Below are 14,590 nucleotides of genomic sequence, written 5' to 3' on the forward strand. Positions count from 1 at the left end.
GGGGTATCAAACCCCTGCGCCCCGGGGCAACTGCCTTTCGCGACGCTCCGCGGTCAGCCCGCGGCCTTCATCGGCTGGGCGCCGTGTTTCCGGGCCCATTCCGCGCAGGCCGTGATCCCGCCGAGGGGGAAGAAATGCACCTGCGCTACGCCGGGACGGGTGCCGATGGCCTGCGCCTCGGCGAAATCGGCCAGCACATCCGTCGGCTCGTAGGGCAGCATCAGCTTGGTCACGTCGAGGGCGCGTTTCTGCAGCACCTTCAGCGAGGGGCCGACACCGCAGGCGATGGCGAACTTGATCAGCGTCTGCAGCTTGGCCGGACCGGCGATGCCCACGTGCACCGGCAGGTCGACACCCGCCTCGCGCAGGCCCGCGATCCACTCCAGCACGGGCTCTGCCTCGAAAGCGAATTGCGTGGCGATGGCCATCTGCGCGTCGGTCCGCTCCGAGAAGGCCTGTTTCCAGCGGATCGCCTCGTCCACCAGCTTGGTGGAGCCATCGGCGTCGATGTCCCGGTTGCCCTCCGGATGCCCGGCGACATGGAGGCGCTTGAAGCCGTGGGCGTCGAAGAGCCCGCTTTCCATCAGCTGCATGGAGGAGTGGTAGTCGCCATGGGGCTGCGCCACGCCACCGGCGAGCAGCAGCGCCTGATCGACACCGGCCTCGCCCTGATAGCGCTTGATCCATTCTTCGAGCGTCGCCTTGTCCTTGATGATCCGGGCCGGGAAGTGAGGCATGACCGGGAAGCCGTCCTCTGCCAGCCGTTTCGCGGTGGCCACCATCTCCTCGATGGGCGTGCCCTCGATATGGGCGATGTAGACCCGGGTGCCCTCGGGCAGAAGCGCTCGGAAGTCCTCCACCTTGGCCGCCGTGCGCGGCATGACCTCGATCGAGAAGCCCTGCACGATCTCCTGCAGACCGGCCCCGGTGGGGGCGCCGCCGTTGTCGCGCTTGCCAATGAAACTGATCATGTCGTGCATCCTCCTCCAAAGACGACTTGGATTGAATGTATACATGAAAGGCCCTTCAGGCAAGAATTTCAGGGGATAGCCGTCGATTTCAGATCGCAAATGTATTCAACCTCACCCGCGCATCCGCCCTATTTCTCGAAGACGACCGTCTTGGCGCCATTCATCAGCACGCGCCGCTCCAGATGCAGCGTCACCGCGCGGGCCAGAACGCGGCGCTCGATGTCGCGGCCCTTGCGCACGAGGTCCTCGGGCGTGTCCGCATGGCTCACCGCCTCCACGTCCTGCGCGATGATCGGGCCCTCGTCGAGGTCCTCGGTCACGTAGTGCGAGGTGGCCCCGATCATCTTCACGCCCCGCTCATAGGCCTGATGATAGGGTTTGGCCCCCTTGAACCCGGGCAGGAAGGAATGGTGGATATTGATGCAGCGCCCGGACAGGAAGGCCGAAAGATCGTCCGAGAGGATCTGCATGTAGCGTGCCAGCACCACCAGTTCGGCCCCCGAGGCGGTCACGAGGTCCTTGATCTGCTGCTCCTGCTGCGGCTTCGTCTCCTTGGTGATCGGCAGGTGGTGATAGGGAATATCGCCCAGAAGCGAGAGGTTCAGCGCCTCCTTCGGGTGGTTCGAGGCGATGCCGACCACCTCCATGGTCAGTTCGCCGATGCGGTTGCGATAGAGCAGATCGCCAAGGCAATGATCGAACTTCGACACCATGAGCAGCACCTTGGGCCGCGCGCCGGTGTGCCACAGCTCCCACGTCATGCCGTAGCCGGTGGCGAGGCTTTCCATCTGCTGGCGCAGATCGGCCTCACGGCCGGGGTAGTCCACCGCGACGCGCATGAAGAAGGTGCCGCTGGTGCTGTCGTCGAACTGCCGGGCCTCGGTGATATTGCCCTCGGCCGCGGCCAGAACATTGGCCACGGCGGCCACGATGCCGGGGCGGTTGGCGCATTGCAGGGTCAGCACATAGGATGTCATGTCGGGTCTCCTCCGGGTCCGTGGGCGGGCGCGGGAAACACCCGGCCCTCCATCAGCTTGCGCGCGGTGCGCAGGATCGCGGCCTCACGCACCTCGCCGTCCTTCACGGTGGCGATCACCGTCATCTCGCCGGTCGGATGTTCGACCGAGAGCGGCTTTTCCTCGCCCTCCGGGATCACGGCAAGCTCTGCGCCCGGGCCCTCCGGCAGCAGGCAGGCGGTGGCGACAGACACGGCGCCGAGCACGCCGATGGCCTTGTGGCAGCGGTGCGGGATGAAGGTGCGGGTCGCGATCGCGCCGCCCTGCCCCGGCGCGCTGACCAGCGTCATCTTGGGCACCGACTTGTCGCTCACATCGCCGAGGGTCATCATCGGCCCGGCCTTGACGCGGATCGCTTCCAGCCGGGCCCGAAACCCCGCGTTGGCCTCCAGCGCCTCGGGGCTTTCCGTCCCGGTCAGCCCGAAGGCATCGGCGCGCATGACGACACAGGGCATCCCGTTGTCGATCAGCGTGCAGGCCAAGCCGTCGATCACATCCACCGCACGCCCCGTCGGCAGGAGCGCCCCGCAGGAGGAGCCCGCCGTGTCGCGGAAGGCAATCGGCACCGGCGCCGCGGTGCCCGGCACACCGTCGATCTTCGCCTCGCCCGCATAGGTCACCCGGCCGCCGGGCGTCTTGACCCGCGCCACGGCCAGTTGGCCGGTGTTTTCCATCCAGATCCGTACGGGCGTTTCGCCGTCCTGCGCCGGGACCAGACCGCGCTCGATGGCAAAGGGGCCGATCCCTGCGAGGATATTGCCGCAGTTCTGCGCATCGGTGACGATGGCCCGGTCCACGAAGACCTGCAGGAAGAGATACTCCACATCCGCCTCCGCACGGTCGGACCGGCGCACCACCGCCACCTTGGAGGTCAGCGGGTCCGCGCCGCCCATGCCGTCGATCTGGCGCGGATCGGGCGAGCCCATGACGCCAAGCAGCAGGGCATCGCGCGCCGCCGCGTCCGCAGGCAGGTCGGAGGCGAGGAAATAGCCCCCCTTGGAGGTGCCGCCCCGCATCCAGACACAGTCGATCCCGTCCATTGTCGTCCTCCTTGGCAAAGCCTCTCCCACCCGGGCGCAAGTACGCCCGGTGCCCCGCGTGCCCGCGGGGGTGGCGCCGTTTGGGGCGCGCGCTGTTCAGATATCCCGGCGCACGGACACCCCGCCCGCCGGGGCCGCGTCAGATGTACTTGAGGCCCTTGGCCTCGAGCCGCCCGCGCATATCGTAGATGTCGAGGCCCGCCTCGCCCGCAGCCAGCCGCCGGCGCTTGTCCTCCTCGGCGGCGAGGCGCGCCTCGGCCTTCGCCAGCACAGCCTCGGCCTCTTCGCGGGCCACGACGCAGACGCCGTCGTCATCGGCCACGATCACGTCGCCGGGCCGGACGTAGGCGCCCGCGCAGGCCACCGGCACGTTGACCGAGCCGACGGTCTCCTTGACCGTGCCCTGCGCATGGACCGCCTTGGACCAGACCGGGAAGCCCATCGCCGTGAGGTCGCGCACGTCGCGCACGCCCGCGTCGATGATCAGCCCCTTGCAGCCCCGCGCCATGGCAGAGGTCGCCAGCAGGTCGCCGAAATAGCCGTCATCGCAGGGCGACGTGGGCGCCAGCAGCAGGATGTCGCCCGCCTGCAACTGCTCGATCGCCACGTGGACCATCCAGTTGTCGCCCGGCGGGGCCGAGATCGTGACCGCCGAGGCGCCGACCATCGCGCCCGCGTAGATCGGGGTCATGTAGGGCGCCAGCAGGCCCTTGCGGCCCTGCGCCTCGTGCACCGTGGCCACGCCCGCTTCGCCCAGTTTGCGCACCACCTCGGGATCGGCGCGCTCGATGTTCTGTACAACCACGCCGCCCATCAGAGTTCATCCACCGTGCGCGGGAAGACCGACTGGAAGCCTTCCGCGTATTTCGCGTCGCGCCCGCCGGACTGGCCGCCGGAATTGCGGCGGAAGTGGTTGCCGCGGTTCTCGGCCACGTTGGTGTAATAGTGCCAGAGGTGCTGCTGCCCCTCCATGCATTCGATGGCAGCGCGCTTCTTCTCCCAGACCGGGGTGATGTCGAGGAAGATGTCGGGCTTCCAGCCCATCTGCTCGGTCTGGTGCGGCTCGAAGAGGTAGAGCTGCGGCGCCCCCAGCACCTTTTCACCGGGGTTGTGGCCCCAGGCCTGCGCGATCATCCGCGTCTCCAGCGCGACCGAGGTCGCATACATGTGGTCGGTGTTGTAGGGGTCGTAGTGCGAATGGCTCAGCATGAAGCTGGGCTGCACCTTGCGGATGATGTCGACCAGCCTGTACTTGTCCTCGCGCTCCAGCATCAGGGGATAATCGCCCAGGTCGAGGAACTGGATGTCGCTGACACCCAGGGCAGCGGCGGCATTCTCGGCCTCCTTGCGGCGGGCGGTCTTCACGCCATCAAGGGTCATGCCCTCCTGCTTCCAGAGCTTGGCGCTCTCGCCCCGCTCGCCATAGGACAGGCAGACGACGGTGACGTCATAGCCCTTCTCCTCGTGCAGCGCGATCGCGCCGCCGCAGCGCCAGACGAAATCCGCCGAATGGGCGCTGATCACCAGTGCCGTCTTGGACATAGGTCTCTCCTTGTTTCGGCAGGCACGCAGGCCCGCCCGCGATTACTCGGCCGCCTGAACGGGCGGCGTGCCGTGGGTATGGAATGTCTCGATTGTCTTCAGGCCCCAGGCCTGGCCGCGCTTGCGCTCGGCCTCGGTCCAGGTGACGGTTTCCCAGTCGGGGGCGAGGATCAGCCGCGCCCCGGCATTGGCCAGCTCCACCCGGTTGCCCGCAGGCTCCCAGACATAGAGGAAGAAGGTGCCCTGGATGGCGTGCTTGTGCGGCCCGGTCTCGATATGCACCCCGTTCTCAAGGAAGATGTCCGCCGCGCGCAGGATGTCCTCGCGCTGATCGGTGGCATAGGTGACATGGTGCAGGCGGGCGTCGCCGCCGCCGTGTTCCTCGGTGCAGGCCAGATCGTAGGTCTTGTTGTTGACCGTGAACCAGCAGCCCCCCAGCCGCCCGTTGTCCAGCAGGATCTGCTCTGTCACGCGGGAGCCGAGGCAGGTCACCATGAAGTCGCGGAAGGCGGTCACATCCGAGGACAGCAGGTTCAGGTGATCCAGCCGCCGGGGCGCGGCACCTTGCCCGGTGTAGCGGCTCGCCATGTTCTTGAGCGCGGGTTTATCCGCGTCGTCAGGCACATAGCGGTGGGTGTCCCAGTAAAGCTCGAACACGTGGCCGAAGGGATCCTCGAAGCGATAGGCCCGCCCGTGGCCCATGTCGCCCTCAACCCAACCCAGCGAGGTATACTCGCTGGCCTCGATCGCGGCGACCCGGCGCTCCAGCGCCTCAGGTGAGGAAACGCGGTAGCCGATGTGCCCCACGCCCGTGGTCTCGTGCCGGGTCAGCTTGAGCGTGTGGAACTCGTAATCCTCCCAGGCCCGCAGGTAGGCCGAGGTCTCGTCCTGCCCGCTGAGTTTGAGCCCGTAGACCCGGGTGAAGAAGTCGAGGCTCTCCTCGAACCGGTTGGTGTACATCTCGACATGGCCGAGATGCGCGACGTCGTAACAGGGATCGGTCATGACATGCGCCTCCTCAGTTCATCATGGTGTTGGGCAAAAGCAGGGAGATCTGCGGGAAGGCCACGAGGATGACCAGCGTCACCAGCATCGCGAACCAGAAGGGCGTGACGCCTGCAAAGATCCGACCCAGAGGCACGTCCTTGGCCACCGATTTCACGATGAAGACGTTCACCCCCACCGGCGGTGAGATCAGCCCCATTTCCAGCGTCAGCACCACCAGCACGCCGAACCAGATCGGATCGAGGCCCAGCTGGGTGATCACCGGGAAGTAGATCGGCATGGTCAGGACCAGCATCGCGAACCCTTCGAGGAAACAGCCGAGGATCAGGTAGGTCAGCAGGATCAGCCCGAGGATCGCCATCGGCCCCACGTCCAGCCCGGCAAGGAATTCACCCACCAGCGAGGGGATATGGGTCAGTGCGAGGAAAGGGTTCAGCATATGCGCCGAGATGAGGATCAGCATCACCGTCGCCGTGGTGACGACCGAGTCCTTGGCCGCGGCCCAGAAGCTCGCGAACGTCAGCTTGCCCATCAGCGCGCCGATCACGATGATCAGCCCGGCCCCCACGGCGGAGGCCTCCACGGGCGAGAAGATGCCGGTGTAGATGCCGCCGATGGTCAGGATCACCACCCCCAGCACGGGGAGCGCGCCCACCAGCTTGCGGCTCTTCTCGCTCATCGTGGTGCGCGGACCGGCGGGGCCGAAGCCCGGGCGCAGCCAGCACAGCACCGCGATGGTGGCGATGAACATCGCCAGCAGCAGAAGCCCCGGCAGGACGCCCGCAAGGAACAGCCGCCCGATGCTCTGCTGCGTCAGGATCGCGTAGATCACGAAGCCGGTGGAGGGCGGGATCAGGATGCCCAGCGTGCCGCCCGCGGCCACCACCCCGGTGGAGAGGCGGTTGTCGTAGTTGAAGCGGTCCATCTCGGCCATGGAGACCTTGCCCATGGTCAGCGCCGAGGCCACCGAGGAGCCCGAGAGCGCGGCAAAGCCCGCGCAACCCAGCACCGTGGCCGAGGCCAGCCCGCCCCGGAACCGTCCGATGATCGCATAGGCGGCATCATAGAGCCGCGCACTCATCCCCGTCACCGAGGCGACGTTGCCCATCAGGATGAAGAGCGGCACCACCACCAGCTCGGCCGAGGAGGCGAGCGTGAAACTTTCCGAGGCCATGAGGCTCATGGCCGATTTGAGGTCGCGCAGCGCCCAGATGCCCGCGAAGCCCACGGCAAACATCGAGATCGCGACGGGCACGCGGATGATCAGCAGCCCGAAAAGTGCGAGGATGCCGAGGAGGCCGACCAGTTCGCCGCTCATTCGCGGATCTCCTTGTCGGCGCGGGCATAGGGGCCCGACAGCGCCAGTTCGACCGCGCGCAGGACCATGCCGAAGGCAGTGATCAGCGCCATGACGCAAAGCGCCCACTGGAAGTACCACTTGGGCAGCTTCACGATATTGGTGGCAAGTTTCAGCATCTGGCTCAGCTTGGAACTGTCATAGACCGTGTAGGCGATCCCCGCGAAGATCGCCGCGCCCAGCAGGGCCGCGAGGATGTCCACGACGTGATTGAAGCGGTCCGGGAAGTGGCGTTCGAAGATGTCGACCGAGACATGGCCGCCCAGCTTGTCGCAAAGCGCCATGCCCCCGAAGACGATGATGACCATGCCCATCTGGTAGAAGTCCTGCCCGCCCCGCAGGGGGGCGCCGAAGCTTCGCCCGATGACATCCACCAGCACGACACCCGTCACGAAGAGCAGGCCGAGCGTGCCGGCGAAGGCGGACAGGCTGATGAGCCCGTCCGCGGTCTTGCGTAGGATGGCAAGCATGCCTGTGGCCTTATTCGCCACGCATGGAGGTGAGGACGTCCTCTGCCCCCAGCTCGCCCACGACCTTCTCGGTCACCGGGATCGTCAGCGCGCCAAAGGCGGCGGCCTCGTCCTCGGTCAGGGTGATGACGGTCTTGCCCGCATCGGCTTTCAGCGCGGCGATGGTCTCGTCCGCGCGCTTGTTCCACGCGGTCTCGGCGCTCTTGGACAGGTATTCGCCCGCGAACTTGTCGATGGCGGCCTTCTGTGCGTCGGTCAGCCCGTCATAGCGGCCCTGGTTCATGACGACATAGAAGGTGAGCCGCCCCAGCGGTGCGCCGACGGTGTAGCTGTTGGCCACTTCCAGCAGCTTGAAGTCCGACACCGCCGAGGCGCCGGTCACCACGCCGTCGATCAGCCCGGTCTGCAGGGCGTTGTAGATCTCGCCCGCGGGCATCTGCACCGGCGTCGCGCCAAGCGCCTCGATCACCGCGGCAGAGGTCGCCCCCGCCACGCGCATCTTCAGGCCCTTCAGGTCATCCGGGGTGCGGACGTCCTTGTCCTTCATGATGAAGATGTTGGGTTCCGAGGTCCACAGCGCCAGCGGCTTGGTGGCCGGGAACTCGTCCTTGATCAGGTCCATGGACTTCCAGATCGCGGGATAGCCCATCTGGCCACCCTCGATCACGCCCGGCATCTCGGCGACCATGGTCTTGGAGAACTGCGACGAGGTATAGCCCGGCAGGCCCCAGACGATATCGGCCACGCCCTGCACGACGCGGACGTATTGCTCCAGCGGGCCCTTGCCGAGCTCACCGCCCGGATAGACGCGCACCGTCATGTCGTCGCCCAGTTCGGCCTTCAGGCCCTCCTGCAGCGGCTCGATGACCGAACCGGTCAGCGTGTGCTGCGGCGGCACGAAATGCGCAAACGACAGTTCTTCCGCCAGGGCGGCAGTGGCCCCGCCGACGACCAGCGCGGCAGAGATCGCAAGCCTGCTGATGGATTTGTGAATCATGTGTCTTCCTCCCGAGTTTCATGGACAAACCGGCACACATCCCCGAACCGGCCTCCATGCAGGCCGAAACATGGGTCAAAGCCCTGTGCGCCTCAAATTCAATTCCTGGGGGTGGTATAAATTTTCCGCAACAAGTCCCTTCTCCTCCGAAGGAACGATTGAGCCTTACCCACAGGAAAACTTGAACTTTCATGGCAAACGCAGAATTGATTTTCTGCATCGCCTATTCGAGGACGGCCGGTACGGCACGCGGCCGCCCTCGGAAGGTAACATGGTCAATCACTCCCGCAAGCACCAGTTTCGCGCCGGCGGACGATTGATGGGCCAGCCGATGCGCGCCCCTCCTCGGGCGCGCATCAGGGGCCATCGCACGCGGGCTCAGCTGCCCTTGGTGCGCCAGCTGTCGGCGTAGTTTTCCCGGGCCTCGGCCGCATAGGGCGTGGGCGCGACGCGGACGCGGATCTCGGCCTGACGGTGCTTCTCGGTCGAGGTCTTCTGGGTCTCGTCCGGCTCGCCCCATTTCAGCGTCAGCACGTCGCCCACGTTGACATCGGCCTTCACCACGCCGAGCGAAAGCAGACGCCGCTCGTTGTAGGAGTAGCCGTTGAACATCGACATGCCGACCATCGTGTCGCCGTCCATGATCATGTCCGCGGAGGACGAGGCATAGTTCGGCTGCGGGAAGTCGATCCACTTGTAGGGCGTGCCCTCTTCGAAGTTCGAGGCGATGACCTTCATCACGTCCTCGGGGTTCCACTCGAAGGTGACCTTCTTGCGGTTGGTGGGCGCATCCTTCAGCTTGGCAAGGGCGTCCTTGCCGATGAACCCGTCCTTTTTCCACCCGATGTAGAAGCCGTAGCCCAGTTCGAAGGGGTTGGTGTAATAATCCTCGACGTTGTCGGAGACGAAGGAGCCGCCGATGGAGCCCACGGCCTCGTAGGCGTCTGCGCCCAGCCAGTCGCGGTATTCCTGCATCATCCCGTCGCCCGAGTAGATCCCCGGCAGCGGCGAAGGAATCCAGCCCGACTCGACCGTGTTCGTCGAATAGGCCCGGCTGCCCACGCGGCGCAGGTCGACACCCACCTTCGCGGCCGCCTCGAGGATCGTCGAGAGCACATAGGCCTTGTCGGAATACGGACCCCAGATCTCCAGACCCGGTGCGCCGGCCATGCCGTGACGCAACGCCTGCACCTTCTTGGAGCCGACATTGATCCAGTCGACGTGGAAGAACTTGATGTCCGGCACCGGGCCGCCGTTGATCTCGTCAAAGATCTTGTTGGCGTCGGGGCCCTGGATCTGGAAGCGGTAATGGGTCCGCAGCACGCGCTCGCCCTCGGGGCGGCTGTCGGAGCGCGGATCGTGGATCAGGCGCACCTTCCACTTGCCGATCGCGGCCTGGAACTTGGTCCAGTTCGCGGTGGGCTGGCGCCCGACGAGGACGAATTTGTCCTCCCGCTCGCGGAAGATGATCATGTCGCCAATCACATGGCCCGCCGGGGTCACGGGAACGAAGTGTTTGGCGCGGTTCAGGTCGAAGTTGCCGAAGGCGTTGATGCCCACATAGGCGAGGAAGGCCTCGGCGTCCGGCCCTTCGACGATCAACTCGTCCATGTGGTGGGTCTGGTCGAAGAGCACCGCCGAATGGCGCCATGCCATCTGTTCGCTGCGCCAGTTGGAGAATTCAGGCGCGACAACCGGGTATACATAGATACCGCCGCGCGAATTGCGGAGAAGCTCCACGGGGTTCGAAACACCCTGCAAAACAGAGCTTAGACTTTGGCCTGCCATCTCAGGTTCCTCCCTATAGCAGTCACAATGTATACATGACATTGCGAGTCAGCACGCAGAAAGCAAGGGAAGAATTTTCCTCCCCGGCGGATTTTGCGGTTGATCGAGAGGAGATCGGGCCTGCGGTCAGGCGCCGTCCGGGCCGTCGGAGGAGACGAGCGCGAGGCCCGGCACCGAGGACAGGAGACTGCGATCCTTGGAGAAAATGTATTCGAGGTTGCGCCGCGCGGCCTGCGCGTGTTCCCGCGCGAGCGCCTCGGCCCGCGCGCCCTCGCGGCGATGGATCGCCGTGACGATCTCGCGGTGCTGATCCTGCGCGGCATGCAGCGAGCGGCGGAACTTGGACAATTGCGTATTGTCCGGTAAGAAGGCCGAGGGCGAGGCAAAGGGCAGCCGTTTGGCCCGGTCCAGTTCGCGCTCCAGCGTGGCGCTGCCGGGCAGCGCGGCAAGGGCCTCGTGAAAATCGCTGTTCAGCTCGGAATAGGCTGCGAAATCAACGTCATCCGGCGTCTCGCCAATGCAGAGATCGAGCTTCTGGACGATGGCGCCGATCTCCTTCAGCTTGGCCTCGGGCACACCCCGTTCGGCGGCAAGCCGCGCCGCGGTGCCTTCCAGCACGCCGCGCAGTTCGATCGTGTCGATCACATCCGCATAGGCGAAGCTGCGCACGAGGAACCCGCCGGAGCGGGCGCGCTCCAGCAGCCCTTCCTCCGCCAGACGGGACATCGCCTCCCGCACCGGGGTGCGCGAGATCTGCAGGTCCTCCGCCAGCGCCACCTCGAACAGCCGCGTCCCGCCGGGAATGTCCCCGTCTATGATCCGCTTGCGCAATTCCACGAGGGCACGCATGGTATGGGTCTTTGCGGTCGTCTGGCTGGCCATTCATCTCTCCGGTCCGGGCTTTGGCCAGTGTATACACGCAAGCGCCGCCCGCCAATCTTTGCCGTGCAAGATGCACGACACGGCGCCAAATCTGCCAAAATGTATGCATGAGCGCCAGCTTTACCTTGTGATTCCCCGGTTTCCGGGCTAATCCACCCAGATAATGTATTCACGAACCGGTTAGGGAGGACCGTTCATGACGACATTGCTGCTCATCCCCGGGCTCGTTTCCGATGCCCGCGTGTGGCGTCCGCTGGCCGAGGCCGCGCCGGACTGGCTCTCCACCGCCGATGCAGATGTCACCCGCGATCCCACGATCGAAAGCATGGCCGCCAGCCTGCTGGCTGCCCATGACGGGCCGCTGATCCCGGTGGGCCATTCCATGGGCGGGCGCGTGGCGATGGAGATGGCGCGTCAGGCCCCTGAGCGGATCGCGGCCCTCGTCCTTGCCAATACCGGCCACGACGGCCGCAAGCCCGACGAGGCGCCCAAGCGGCTGGCCAAGATCGCGCGCGGCCATGAGGACATGACGGCGCTTGCCGCCGAATGGCTGCCACCCATGCTGGCCAATGACCGCGCTCCGGACCCGGCATTGGTGGCGGAGCTGACCGAGATGGTGCTGGCCGCCGGCCCTGACATCCACGAACGCCAGATCCGCGCCCTGATGGACCGCCCCGATGCGCTGACCTACATCGGCGCCTTCACCGGCCCCGTGCTGCTGATCACCGGCGCGCAGGATGGCTGGTCCCCCGAGAAGCAGCACCGCGAGATCGCCGAGGTCCTGCCCCGTGCCGAGGTCGAGGTGATCGACGGCGCCGGGCACTTCCTGCCCCGGGAGCGCGCGCAGGAGACGATTGCCGCCGTGACCGGCTGGCTCAACCGCCACAAGGAGGATGTGGATGCCTGATCCGTCGCAGATCCCCGAAACCCCGCTCTTCGACCGCGAGAGGTCCAAGCAGGGCTACCGGATGAACAAGATGGCCATGTCTCTGGGCAAGCCCGAGAACCGCGCCGCCTTCAAGGCGGACGAGGAGGCGTTCCTCGACAGCTACGGCCTGAACGCCGAGGAAAAGACCGCCGTCATGGCCCGCGACTGGCACCGCATGGTGGCGCTTGGCGGGAACCTCTTCTTCATCCTCAAGATCGCCGCCATCGACCCGGCTGTGATGACCGAGATCGGCGCCGCGCAGGCGCAGATGGAACATGCCGACTTCCTGAAACAGCGACTGGGGAAAGAGTGATGGCCGAGATCATTGGCGGCGTGGGCACCAGCCACGTACCTTCAATCGGGATTGCCATCGACAAGGGCCTTGTCGACACGCCGGACTGGAAACCCTTCTTCGACGGCTACATCCCCGGCAAGCAGTGGATGGCGGACAAGAAGCCCGACGTGGCGGTGGTGATCTTCAACGATCACGGCAACACCTTCTTCCTCGACCGGGTGCCCACCTTCGCCGTGGGTGTGGCCGAAAGCTACAGCCCCGTGGACGAAGGCTGGGGCCCCCGCGCCGTGCCCGATTTCGAGGGCGCCGTGGACCTGTCCTGGCACCTCGTCGACCAGCTGGTCGAGAACCACTTCGACCCGATGGTCTGCCGCGAGATCGAGGTGGACCACGGCCTCCAGGTGCCGATGGAGCTCTTCTTCGGCCGGCCCGAAAACTGGCCGGTGAAGGTCGTCCCGATCTGGGTGAACACGATCCAGTACCCGATCCCCACCCCGCAGCGCTGCTGGGAGATGGGCAAGCTGCTGCGCAAGGCGATCGAGAGCTTCCCTGGCGACGAGCGCGTGGTGATCATGGGCACCGGCGGCCTGTCGCACCAGTTGCAGGGCTCGCGCGCGGGTTTCATCAACCGCGAGGCGGATCAGGCGTGGCTGGACGGGATCGCGAACGACTACGAGAAATACCGCGACATGAGCCGCGAGGAGTATGTCGAGCAGTTCGGCTCCGAAGGGGCCGAGCTGATCATGTGGCTGGTGATGCGGGCCGCGATGGATGACAAGGTCGCGCTGAAGCACAAGCATTACTACGCCCCCGCCTCGATGACCGGGGCCGGCATGGTCGTGCTGGAGAACGCCTGATGGCCTTCTTCCTGATGCGCTGCCTGCACCATCCCGGCATGGACGCCCTGCGCGACGAGACCCGCCCGACCCACCGCCAGTGGGTCGGCTCCGGCGGGGAGGGTCTGGCGGCGGTGCTGATCGGCGCGGCGCTGGTGGATGAGACCGGCGCCAGCATCGGCAACTTCGGCGTGCTGGAGGCCCGCAGCCTCGCGGATGCCACCGCCTTTGCCGAGGGCGATCCCTTCAACGCGGCCGGCATCGTTGCCGCGATCGAGGTGACGCCCCTGCCCGACACCTTCCAGGCGCATCGCATCACCGACCCGATGAGCCCCCGGCTGAGCATCGGCTGAACGCGGGCCGCGCCCCGCAGAGGGGCCGCGGATGGCCCGCAGGATGGGCCACGTCCGCCCCGCAGGTCGGGCACGGCCTGTCGCTCCCCTCGCGCGGCGTGTCGCCCCCGGGCTGGGAACCCCCGGACAAATGCGCTATCCGACGACTCGACGACGGGCCGCAGGGGCGGCCCGCCTGCCCTTCCATCGCTTCGAGGGAGCCAGAACGTGACGGCGACGAGAATTGACGGCAAGGCCTTTGCGGCCGGCCTGCGTGAAAAGGTGGCGGCCCATGTCGCCCGCCTGAAATCCGAAAATGACCTGACCCCCGGCCTCGCCGTGGTCTTGGTGGGCAATGACCCGGCCTCCGAGGTCTACGTCGGCTCCAAGAACCGCCAGACCGTCGAGGCGGGCATGAACTCCTACGAGCACCGCCTGCCCGAGGACACGCCCGAGGCCGATCTGCTGACGCTGATCGACCAGCTGAACGCCGATCCGGCGGTCCATGGCATCCTCGTCCAGCTGCCGCTGCCCAAGCACATCGAAGAGGCCAAGGTGCTGGCCGCCATCGACCCGGCCAAGGATGTCGACGGCTTCCACATCTCGAACGTCGGCCTGCTCTCGACCGGTCAGAAGGCCATGGTGCCCTGCACGCCGCTCGGCTGCCTCCTGATGCTGAAGGATCACCTCGGCGATCTCTCGGGCCTCAACGCCGTGGTCATCGGGCGCTCCAACATCGTGGGCAAGCCCATGGCGCAGCTGCTGCTGGGGGCCAATGCCACCGTGACCATCGCGCACAGCCGCACCAAGAACCTCGCCGAAGTGGCCCGTGGCGCCGACATCCTCGTGGCCGCCGTGGGCCGCCCCGAGATGGTGACCGGCGACTGGATCAAGCCCGGCGCCACCGTCATCGACGTGGGCATCAACCGCATTCCCGCACCGGAACGCGGCGAGGGCAAGACGCGCCTCGTGGGCGACGTGGACTATGCCTCTGCCGCCGAGGTGGCCGGTGCCATCACTCCCGTGCCCGGTGGCGTGGGTCCGATGACCATCGCCTGCCTGCTGGCCAACACCGTCACCGCCGCCTGCCGCAGCGCGGGCCTGCCCGAACCCGAGGGGCTGACCGCGTAA

The 14,590-nt window shown here is 66.3% G+C and carries 16 protein-coding genes; 5 read left to right on the forward strand and 11 right to left on the reverse strand.

The window, feature by feature from the left end; all coding sequences use genetic code 11:
* Positions 1-53: 53 nt before the first annotated feature.
* The 11 genes from LCM32_RS10550 to LCM32_RS10600 form a co-directional block, all read right to left on the reverse strand.
* Positions 54-971 (reverse strand): methylenetetrahydrofolate reductase, encoded by a 918-nt coding sequence (locus LCM32_RS10550; RefSeq protein WP_224821029.1) that lies wholly within the window; start codon positions 969-971, stop codon positions 54-56.
* A gap of 128 nt (positions 972-1,099) precedes the next feature.
* Positions 1,100-1,948 carry a formyltetrahydrofolate deformylase gene (purU, locus tag LCM32_RS10555; protein WP_224821030.1) on the reverse strand — a complete coding sequence of 283 codons (849 nt, stop codon included), beginning with the start codon at positions 1,946-1,948 and terminating at the stop codon, positions 1,100-1,102.
* Complete coding sequence (locus tag LCM32_RS10560; protein ID WP_224821031.1) at positions 1,945-3,027, reverse strand: 4-oxalomesaconate tautomerase; 1,083 nt, start codon at positions 3,025-3,027, stop codon at positions 1,945-1,947. The genes purU and LCM32_RS10560 overlap by 4 nt, the downstream gene beginning before the upstream one ends.
* Before the next feature lie 139 nt (positions 3,028-3,166).
* Positions 3,167-3,841 carry a 4-carboxy-4-hydroxy-2-oxoadipate aldolase/oxaloacetate decarboxylase gene (locus LCM32_RS10565; RefSeq protein ID WP_224821032.1) on the reverse strand — a complete coding sequence of 225 codons (675 nt, stop codon included), beginning with the start codon at positions 3,839-3,841 and terminating at the stop codon, positions 3,167-3,169.
* Positions 3,841-4,569: a PIG-L deacetylase family protein gene (locus LCM32_RS10570; RefSeq protein WP_224821033.1), complete on the reverse strand. Its 729-nt coding sequence runs from the start codon at positions 4,567-4,569 to the stop codon at positions 3,841-3,843. Before LCM32_RS10570 ends, LCM32_RS10565 begins: the two co-directional genes overlap by 1 nt.
* 42 nt (positions 4,570-4,611) lie before the next feature.
* A complete protein-coding gene (locus tag LCM32_RS10575; protein ID WP_224821034.1) occupies positions 4,612-5,574 on the reverse strand; it encodes a VOC family protein in 963 nt (320 codons plus the stop codon).
* 13 nt (positions 5,575-5,587) lie between these two features.
* Complete coding sequence (locus tag LCM32_RS10580) at positions 5,588-6,892, reverse strand: TRAP transporter large permease (RefSeq protein ID WP_224821035.1); 1,305 nt, start codon at positions 6,890-6,892, stop codon at positions 5,588-5,590.
* Positions 6,889-7,401 (reverse strand): TRAP transporter small permease, encoded by a 513-nt coding sequence (locus tag LCM32_RS10585; RefSeq protein WP_224821036.1) that lies wholly within the window; start codon positions 7,399-7,401, stop codon positions 6,889-6,891. Before LCM32_RS10585 ends, LCM32_RS10580 begins: the two co-directional genes overlap by 4 nt.
* Positions 7,402-7,411: 10 nt before the next feature.
* Positions 7,412-8,398 (reverse strand): TRAP transporter substrate-binding protein, encoded by a 987-nt coding sequence (locus LCM32_RS10590; protein ID WP_224821037.1) that lies wholly within the window; start codon positions 8,396-8,398, stop codon positions 7,412-7,414.
* A gap of 378 nt (positions 8,399-8,776) precedes the next feature.
* Entirely contained in the window at positions 8,777-10,228 is a 1,452-nt protein-coding gene (gene ligM, locus LCM32_RS10595) for a vanillate/3-O-methylgallate O-demethylase (protein ID WP_318246189.1), read from the reverse strand.
* An 84-nt stretch (positions 10,229-10,312) separates the two neighbouring features.
* Entirely contained in the window at positions 10,313-11,068 is a 756-nt protein-coding gene (locus LCM32_RS10600; protein WP_224821039.1) for a GntR family transcriptional regulator, read from the reverse strand.
* 196 nt (positions 11,069-11,264) lie between these two features.
* On the opposite strand from LCM32_RS10600, the gene LCM32_RS10605 reads away from it, so the two are divergent.
* The 5 genes from LCM32_RS10605 (at position 11,265) to folD (ending at position 14,590) form a co-directional block, all read left to right on the forward strand.
* Positions 11,265-11,975, forward strand: coding sequence for an alpha/beta fold hydrolase (locus LCM32_RS10605; protein WP_224821040.1), 711 nt, complete (start codon positions 11,265-11,267; stop codon positions 11,973-11,975).
* A complete protein-coding gene (locus tag LCM32_RS10610) occupies positions 11,968-12,309 on the forward strand; it encodes an extradiol ring-cleavage dioxygenase (RefSeq protein WP_224821041.1) in 342 nt (113 codons plus the stop codon). The genes LCM32_RS10605 and LCM32_RS10610 overlap by 8 nt, the downstream gene beginning before the upstream one ends.
* Positions 12,309-13,148 carry a class III extradiol dioxygenase family protein gene (locus LCM32_RS10615; RefSeq protein WP_224821042.1) on the forward strand — a complete coding sequence of 280 codons (840 nt, stop codon included), beginning with the start codon at positions 12,309-12,311 and terminating at the stop codon, positions 13,146-13,148. The genes LCM32_RS10610 and LCM32_RS10615 overlap by 1 nt, the downstream gene beginning before the upstream one ends.
* Positions 13,148-13,480 carry a YciI family protein gene (locus tag LCM32_RS10620; protein WP_224821043.1) on the forward strand — a complete coding sequence of 111 codons (333 nt, stop codon included), beginning with the start codon at positions 13,148-13,150 and terminating at the stop codon, positions 13,478-13,480. Before LCM32_RS10615 ends, LCM32_RS10620 begins: the two co-directional genes overlap by 1 nt.
* A 207-nt stretch (positions 13,481-13,687) precedes the next feature.
* A complete protein-coding gene (gene folD / locus LCM32_RS10625) occupies positions 13,688-14,590 on the forward strand; it encodes a bifunctional methylenetetrahydrofolate dehydrogenase/methenyltetrahydrofolate cyclohydrolase FolD (protein ID WP_224821044.1) in 903 nt (300 codons plus the stop codon).

The sequence above is a fragment of the Pseudooceanicola nanhaiensis genome (assembly GCF_020171315.1).
Taxonomy (GTDB): domain Bacteria; phylum Pseudomonadota; class Alphaproteobacteria; order Rhodobacterales; family Rhodobacteraceae; genus Pseudooceanicola; species Pseudooceanicola nanhaiensis_A.